The following is a 6,563-nucleotide window of genomic DNA, read 5'->3' as shown; positions in this document are numbered from 1 at the left end:
CCCCCCCCCCCCCCCCCCCCCCCCCCCCCCCCCCCCCCCCCCCACCCTGCTGCTCGACCTCGCGACCAAACGCCTGGTGGACAAGAAGGTGGTGCTGCCCGGGGTGACCGTGCTGGAACGGCTGGTCTCCGGCAACCGCGAGCGGGCCGAGAAACGCCTGTGGGCCACCCTCGCCGCGGTGAAGGTGGGCTCGGGGTCGGCAGGACCGCGACGATGTCCCCCGGCTGTCGCAGCTGTTCGTCCGCCCGTATCGACCCGCCCCGCGTCGCCGCCCGAACCGCCACCCCGCGCGTCATCGACGGCGGGGGCACCCTGAACGCAGGCACCTGGCGCGACGCCGGATGGACCGTCCGCGCCCTCGGACGCCCCTGAGCCGCGGTTTCGTCGCCCGGCCCGTGACGCCTCTGCAATCGGCGCACGCGGCCGGGGCCACGCCAGAGCCGCCAACAGCGTCCTGGCGATCATGGAAGCGATGGCACACTGATGGGCCCAACTTGCCCATTGTGCCCGGGAGATCACCTTATGAACGCCACCCCCGCCGCCGACGCCCAGGGAGCCGAAACAGCCGGGGAACGTACCGGCGGCTGCCTGTGCGGCCGCATCCGCTTCACAACCCGAGGTCCGGCCGTCTTCCCCCACACCTGTGTCTGCCGCCACTGTCAAAAGCTCGGCGGCACACCAGTGATGTGGTGGGTGGGATTCGAGACGGTCACCTGGACCGGTGAGGGCGGCGAGCCAACCTGGTACGAGACCTTCGAAGGCGAGGCGAAACGCGGCTTCTGCCCGACCTGCGGCAGCCGCCTCGCGGCGATCGACAGCGACATCCCAGAGATTGGCATCAACGTCACCGCCCTCGACGACACCAGCGGCCCAGACCTCGTGCCGATCCACGCGTCCTTCCGCGACAACGCCGTGCACTGGCTGCCGTCGGTGCCGGAGACCGAGCACAGCACGGCCGGTTGACCGCCCGTCCGCTGGTCGGCAACGTCACCTGCTTCCTCGATGGCCCCGGCCGGCATCCCGTTCTCGCCCGCGAGCAGGGCGCGAACTCCCGGGCCGGGGCCCGCCGCGGTCATGCTCAGCGCGGATGACGGAGAACTCTGCGAGTGCCGCGCGGCAGTCCAAGGACAGTCCACGGGATGCTCAACCGGAGCGAGTCCAGAAAGGCGCTGGGCTACTTCCTAGACGAATTCTGGCCATCGATGCCTGCCGAGACGAAAGCGTGAGACCACATCCCAGGACGTTGAGAATTCCGGACGGCTACGAAGAATCTGGGTGAGTGGAGCATCGGGTCCATCAGCGATGAATTGAGAGCCGCCCGCCACATGTTCCGCCGCATGGGGAACATGCTCGGCACCGGGAACGCGGACCTGTTCATCAATTTCATCGAAGCGGCCTACATCACGCCGGTGAACAAGGCACAGTCGACCTGACAGGAACTGCTCGTCCAGACCGTTGGGTGGCCGTCCCATCCCTTCCACAGCCACCACCGCGCGCCGCCATGCTGAGGAGGCACAAGTCGTGAACACAAGGACTTGACAGGGAAACGTGCTCGTGCGAGCACTGCACGCGCCTGTCCGGTTCTCCCGCGATGGCCTGGGTCGGTTTCCACAGGGACGCCCTGAAGTGGACGGGCCCGGCAGGAGAGCCGGCCTACTTCTCCACTTGGCCGACTCTCCACCGAGGATCCTGCCAGCGCTGCCGCACCCAGCTCACCTCTGTCGCGGACGGCTCGGACATGATCATGGTGACGATCTTCAGCCTCACCCGCAGCGCCGAACTGGTCCCGGTCGGACACAGCTACCGCGAGGCGGCGGCGCCCTGGATGACCATCACACTCGCGCCCGACCCGCAACGCAGCACGTGACGGTCGGCGGCTAGCCTCCACGCTTGACTCACGCGCTCATGGGATTGGCGGATCTGATAACCGACCCCCACGACTGTGACCACCACTCGTGAAGGCATACCGCCGTGTTGTGGTTCGAGCCCTGCGCCGGTTCCGATGACGGCCGCCGCTTCTACGCGTGCGATGGTCACGCGGGGCTGTTCGCCCGGAGCGTGGCTTTCGCGTCGGCCGCAGGCGGAAAGGTCGTCTGAGAGAGGCTTTCCGTGCTCCCCGCCCTACTGTGGAAGGGCAACGATCTCTCCTGGGAGCACAACGAGTGACAGCGTCAATGGAGCGACTCTGCGACTGGGTCGTCAATAAGGACAAGGTCTGGGTGCACGGCGACCGGATCACCGACGGCCACGTCGCTCTCGACATGCGCCTCACCCCAGGGCTCGTCCCTGCCGAGGTCGGCAGGGACGGGCAGTGGGTCCTCCGCAAAGCGCAGCCCTCGCGCTGGGTGGCTGAGCAGCACCCCGACCTCTCAGACGTCATTCCTGACCAGGCCGACGGCGCGGACTGGAGCGAGGTCGCCTGGTCGGCCTGGGTGACCCGCGGCCTGCGTATCGGCGCGCTGCGCGGCGCCGCGGTGGCAGTGGACCACGGATGGCTCTCTCGCCTCCAACCCGGCTACCGGATCGAGGGGGCTCCCGGACACGGGCTCCTGCGGATCGTGACCAAGAACCCCGAGCCGTCGCTGCTGTCGGGCGGTGCCGTGCACAGAACGGTGATCGGTGTCGTGATGCCCACGCCCATCGAGGGTTCGGGTGCTGTCCTTGAAGCCATCGTGCAGGACCTTGCCGGGTGAGTAAGCGGCCTCAGCTTCCAGGGGATCCCTCCGACCTGTACCTGCACATCTCCTACGACGACGAGCTCTGGGACACCCCGCAGGCCGACACGCTGGAGCGGTGGAGTGTGTCCGTCCTCCATCGTCGGCGTATGCACGACGGAGGCCAGGGGCCGGCGGCCACGGGCAACTGCGTCACCGTAGAGTGCCCCGCGTGCACGGTCGAGGACGCCACCGTGGGGTCGATGACGTTCTACCGGGTCCACCTCGACCGCGGCCGGAATGCGTTCCGGGCTATGGAGCAAGAGTCGGAGGAGCTGTATTAGACCGGCCCAGGTCCTCCTCGATCCCGAGACGGGCTCCTTCACCAGCGAAGTCAGCGAGTTGCTTGAGTACGTCGGCTCCGGGCTGCTCGTCGTGGACCGGGTGACCTTGGATCCACCATGGCGTGGGCACGGCCTGGAGGCCGTATTCGGCTGTGAGGCAAACTCGGCGGATTTGCCAAATACCTCCAGCGCCCGCCCACCGCGAACAGTGTCGCCCTCGGCGCACTGGAGGACGCGAGCGGCATGGTTAGCCTCGTCTTCTCCCCCACCCGTGCGGGAACGCTTCCGCCGCATCCTGCTGGAAGCCTCCGTCGTCCTCCTGGACGGGCACGTGGAGCGGTCGTACGGCGCGGTCAACGTCATCGTCCACCAGGCCGAGGCCATGGCGGTAGCGACGGCATCCCGCCCCCGTCCCCGACGGCGATAGACCCGGGCGGGACTTCTCACGTCAGGGCGAGGCGGCGACCGACCGGGGAGCCATCAGGTCGGCGAACGGGGTGCGCACGTCGGGCGTCGTCAGCGGACTGATGTCGGCGCCGGCGTCCCGCGCGGCTCGGAGGACCGTGACGAGGTCTCCGCTGGCGATGGTTTCCACAGGGCACCGCTCGCACTCTCCGGTCCGGTCATGCCCGTTTGCGGCAGTCGACGCGGCGCGCGCGTGTGCGAACACCTCGGCCGGGCCGTCGGCGCGGACCGCGTACCAGGATCCCTGCTGCTCCGCGGGCAGGAGCGCCGCGGCGACGCCTGGGTACATCGGAAGGTGGATGCGGTCGTCGTGGACGCGGATCACGAAGACCTGGTCCAGGCTGTCGCAGCTGTCCGGCTCGGGCGCTTCCTGCTCAAGCCAGGCGATGGCCTGCGTGCGGCTGCCGGGGCCCCACAGGTACTCCGCCGGAAAGTGCGTGGTGGCGTTCCGGGCGTCGTACTCCATCAAATTGGGATCCTCTCGCTCCCCGGGCCAGAAGACCGCGCGCACGAGTACGAAGGTGAATCCGTCCTCCTCCTCTTGCTCCTGCTGGTCGGCGAGCTGGGCTGCGTGCCCGGCCCTCACGGAGCCGGTGGTGGTGTTCCACCGGATGGCGACCACGTCGCGCGGGATCGGTGCCGGGTAGAGCCGGCCTCCCGGTGTCGCGTGGCCCCACAAATGGTTGATGATCTCCGCGAGGTCGGACAGATCCCTGTATACGTCGACGGGAGTGAGGAGGTGGAACATGCCGTGGGCGGTGACGTTCCGCAGGTTCTTCTTCGCCCTCTCGATCCCGCGGTTTCGTTGGCCACGCAGCAGGCCCTCTCGCCGCGCCCACTTCAGCAGTCCGTCGAGCATTCCGTTGAACGGGGTCCAGGTGTTCGAACTGCCCATCCGTATCTCGGGCTTGCGGAGCCTCTTGTACTGATCGTGGAAGTCTGCATAGCTGGTGTAGGCGATCTGGCGCTCGCTGCCTGCCTGGTTCCGGGCGGTGATGGTGCCGTTGTGGTGGGCGGCGAGCCGGTCCCGCAGCGCCTGCTCCAGCGTCAGTTTGGCGGCGTCCGAGACCAGCGTGAACAGGTCGTAGCACAACAGGCCGTGGGCGTAGCCGGCGCACAGCTGCTCGAACTTCTGGCGGGTCGTCTGTGCCACGTCGTCGGCGAGGACCAGGTTGCTGATCAGGCGCTGCTGATAGTCCGCGGCGTCCTGGGGCCGCATGGGTCCGCCGAGGCCGAACGGCGTGAAATGCAGGACGCGCGGGTCCACGGCCTGGAGCGCGGCGAGGGGGTCGTTGGTCGTCGAGGTCACCGATGCGGCCCTTCAGATGTGAATGTGGCGAACCTAGAAGGATCGGGCAGGGAAAGGGGACCGCGCAACCCGATTGGTTCGGCTCGCCGACCACGGAGGGGAGGGACCGGCCTTGCCGTGGCCGGACGTAGGATCCTTCGACGTGACCGCTATTTCGTTCGATGACCTGATCGACCTGGAGCGCGCTGCCGTCGAGGCGAACGACGCGGTCAAGGACCTGCCCTACAGCGCGGAGTCGTGGAAGCCTTGGTTCGACGCCTCCGCGGAGTTCCAGATGAAGGTGACGGCGTACGCAAAGGCGGAGGGCAAGGACCGGGTCTCGGTCGAGATGGACGTGAAGAAGGCTGTCCGGCACCCGGTGTCGATCGGGGATGCCGCGTAGACCAGCGCGTTGCAGGGTCCTACGGAACCAGAGGTCCGCACCGGCGGATGGCGGCCATAGGCTTCCCCCATGAGTACGGTGCGTGCCCGGGTGTGGCGTTTCACGGTTGAGAAGGGCACGGCTGGCGCTGACGCTGTCCAGGCCGTCGAGATCGGGCAGGGCTCTCTGCCGGTGTCGTTGGCTGCTGTGGTCAACATCAACGCCCTTGCCTGCGACCTGCGCAAGACGGTCGATCAGCGTGTGCGCGACCACGAGATCAGCCTCCTGCTCAGCTATATCGCCGGCAGCCCGGGTACTGGCCCGCTCGGGGTCGACTGTCCCGCCCTCGACTCCAGCTCCCTCCACATCCGGCGCTTCGTCAGCGAGTGCACCGGCCTTGGGGTGATGACCGCTGTCAGCGAGGCCCTTTTCGACTGGGAGCCAGGGGCCAACGGGCTCAGCAGCTTCGACGTCCTGCCCGGGAAACTAGTCGGCACCTACGATAAGAAGGGTGTGCGGCCGGACCTGCTGTACGACCTTGCCGCCGGTCCGCTCGCCGGAGAGGCGCGGGGCCGCCGCCGCGACCACCAGCAGATGTTCCCTGCCGGCAAAGGCACCCAGCCGCAGAAGACCCGCTTGGAGAAGCTCGCGCAGTGGTCCGTCGACCACGACGATCACGCCTACTTCATGAGCTGGGTCTGGCTCGGCACGGGCGGCGTCTACGTCGACATCTTCCTCCCCGACGACTCCCCGGCCACGGCCGGGCTCAGCACTGGGTGGATCGACACCCCGGGCGGCGCAACTCCCTGGCGATTCCGTGTTCCCCGGCCCGATCCCCGCCGACGCCCGAACCTGGAACCGGAGGAACCCCTCCTGAACTGGCCTGATGACATACCCGAGTCCAGCGGTGAGGGTCCGGCCGATGGAGCCGGGGCCTACCCTGAGGCGGCGATCAGGCGGGCCGAACCGCTGGTCGAAGCAGCCATGAACCGGTCCTTCGGCCGTGAGGACACACTCGGCACGTTCTCCGGCGTTGAGGTCCGCGGCCGGTGGATCCGCGGCGATGCTGTCGGCCCGGCACGCCAAGAGGTGCTGCTCGGCGTCCTGGGAGAGCGCCTGCCCCTGGACCACAGGGCCCAGCGCCGCCGGCTGGACTCTCCAACGGCTGACCGGCTCGACGCGTTCCTCGAAGGCCGCCTCCTCACCATCGTGCATCCGGTCGACAGCCCGCGGCCGAGCTGGGACCGGATCCAATCAGAGTTGCTGGAGTAGACAGGCCGCAGGTCCGGCCCGACGTCGCGAGGCTCGCGGAGGCGGTCAAACGCCCATAACGCGGTCGGGGCCGACCCGCGGCCAGGAGACCTGGATTCAGTGGGCCCGCCGCACGCGCGTCGCCCTCCGTCACTCCAGCGGCCGCAGCAGCGTCGACG

Annotated in this window: 8 protein-coding genes and 1 pseudogene; 8 read left to right on the top strand and 1 reads right to left on the bottom strand. The window is 68.4% G+C overall.

Features of this window, described 5'->3' with window-relative positions; genetic code table 11:
- Nucleotides 1–213 precede the first annotated feature (213 nt).
- The 6 genes and pseudogenes from ACN6LD_RS09215 (at nt 214) to ACN6LD_RS09190 (ending at nt 3,425) form a co-directional block, all read left to right on the top strand.
- Nucleotides 214–372, top strand: a complete 159-nt coding sequence (locus ACN6LD_RS09215) for a hypothetical protein (protein ID WP_445042844.1) — start codon at nt 214–216, stop codon at nt 370–372.
- Nucleotides 373–522: 150 nt separating this feature from the next.
- On the top strand, nt 523–963 hold the full coding sequence (locus ACN6LD_RS09210) for a GFA family protein (protein WP_445037612.1): 441 nt from the start codon (nt 523–525) through the stop codon (nt 961–963).
- Nucleotides 964–1,552: 589 nt separating this feature from the next.
- Nucleotides 1,553–1,867 (top strand): annotated as a pseudogene (locus ACN6LD_RS09205) (GFA family protein); the annotation flags it as partial.
- A gap of 307 nt (nt 1,868–2,174) precedes the next feature.
- Entirely contained in the window at nt 2,175–2,693 is a 519-nt protein-coding gene (locus ACN6LD_RS09200; protein WP_445037613.1) for a hypothetical protein, read from the top strand.
- Nucleotides 2,690–2,998 (top strand): hypothetical protein, encoded by a 309-nt coding sequence (locus ACN6LD_RS09195; protein WP_445037614.1) that lies wholly within the window; start codon nt 2,690–2,692, stop codon nt 2,996–2,998. The genes ACN6LD_RS09200 and ACN6LD_RS09195 overlap by 4 nt, the downstream gene beginning before the upstream one ends.
- A gap of 271 nt (nt 2,999–3,269) precedes the next feature.
- The gene (locus tag ACN6LD_RS09190) at nt 3,270–3,425 is read left to right on the top strand and encodes a hypothetical protein (protein WP_210594862.1); all 156 of its coding nucleotides are present in this window, start codon (nt 3,270–3,272) and stop codon (nt 3,423–3,425) included.
- A 21-nt stretch (nt 3,426–3,446) separates the two neighbouring features.
- On the opposite strand, the gene ACN6LD_RS09185 is transcribed toward ACN6LD_RS09190, so the two are convergent.
- Nucleotides 3,447–4,772 carry a hypothetical protein gene (locus ACN6LD_RS09185; RefSeq protein ID WP_445037615.1) on the bottom strand — a complete coding sequence of 442 codons (1,326 nt, stop codon included), beginning with the start codon at nt 4,770–4,772 and terminating at the stop codon, nt 3,447–3,449.
- Between the two features lie 142 nt (nt 4,773–4,914).
- On the opposite strand from ACN6LD_RS09185, the gene ACN6LD_RS09180 reads away from it, so the two are divergent.
- Together ACN6LD_RS09180 and ACN6LD_RS09175 are read left to right on the top strand one after the other, a co-directional pair.
- On the top strand, nt 4,915–5,154 hold the full coding sequence (locus tag ACN6LD_RS09180) for a hypothetical protein (RefSeq protein WP_159059656.1): 240 nt from the start codon (nt 4,915–4,917) through the stop codon (nt 5,152–5,154).
- 69 nt (nt 5,155–5,223) lie between these two features.
- Nucleotides 5,224–6,405, top strand: a complete 1,182-nt coding sequence (locus ACN6LD_RS09175) for a hypothetical protein (RefSeq protein WP_445037616.1) — start codon at nt 5,224–5,226, stop codon at nt 6,403–6,405.
- Nucleotides 6,406–6,563 lie beyond the last annotated feature (158 nt).

It is taken from the genome of Streptomyces sp. SAS_272 (assembly GCF_052543235.1).
Note: the sequence above shows the minus strand (reverse complement) of the source record. Positions and strands in the feature narration are given on the sequence as shown.

Excerpts from the sequence above, each read along its gene's own strand:
- ACN6LD_RS09210 (WP_445037612.1), top strand. The coding sequence starts at position 523 with ATGAACGCCACCCCCGCCGCCGACGCCCAGGGAGCCGAAACAGCCGGG.
- ACN6LD_RS09175 (WP_445037616.1), top strand. The coding sequence starts at position 5,224 with ATGAGTACGGTGCGTGCCCGGGTGTGGCGTTTCACGGTTGAGAAGGGC.
- ACN6LD_RS09200 (WP_445037613.1), top strand. The coding sequence starts at position 2,175 with ATGGAGCGACTCTGCGACTGGGTCGTCAATAAGGACAAGGTCTGGGTG.
- ACN6LD_RS09215 (WP_445042844.1), top strand. The coding sequence starts at position 214 with ATGTCCCCCGGCTGTCGCAGCTGTTCGTCCGCCCGTATCGACCCGCCC.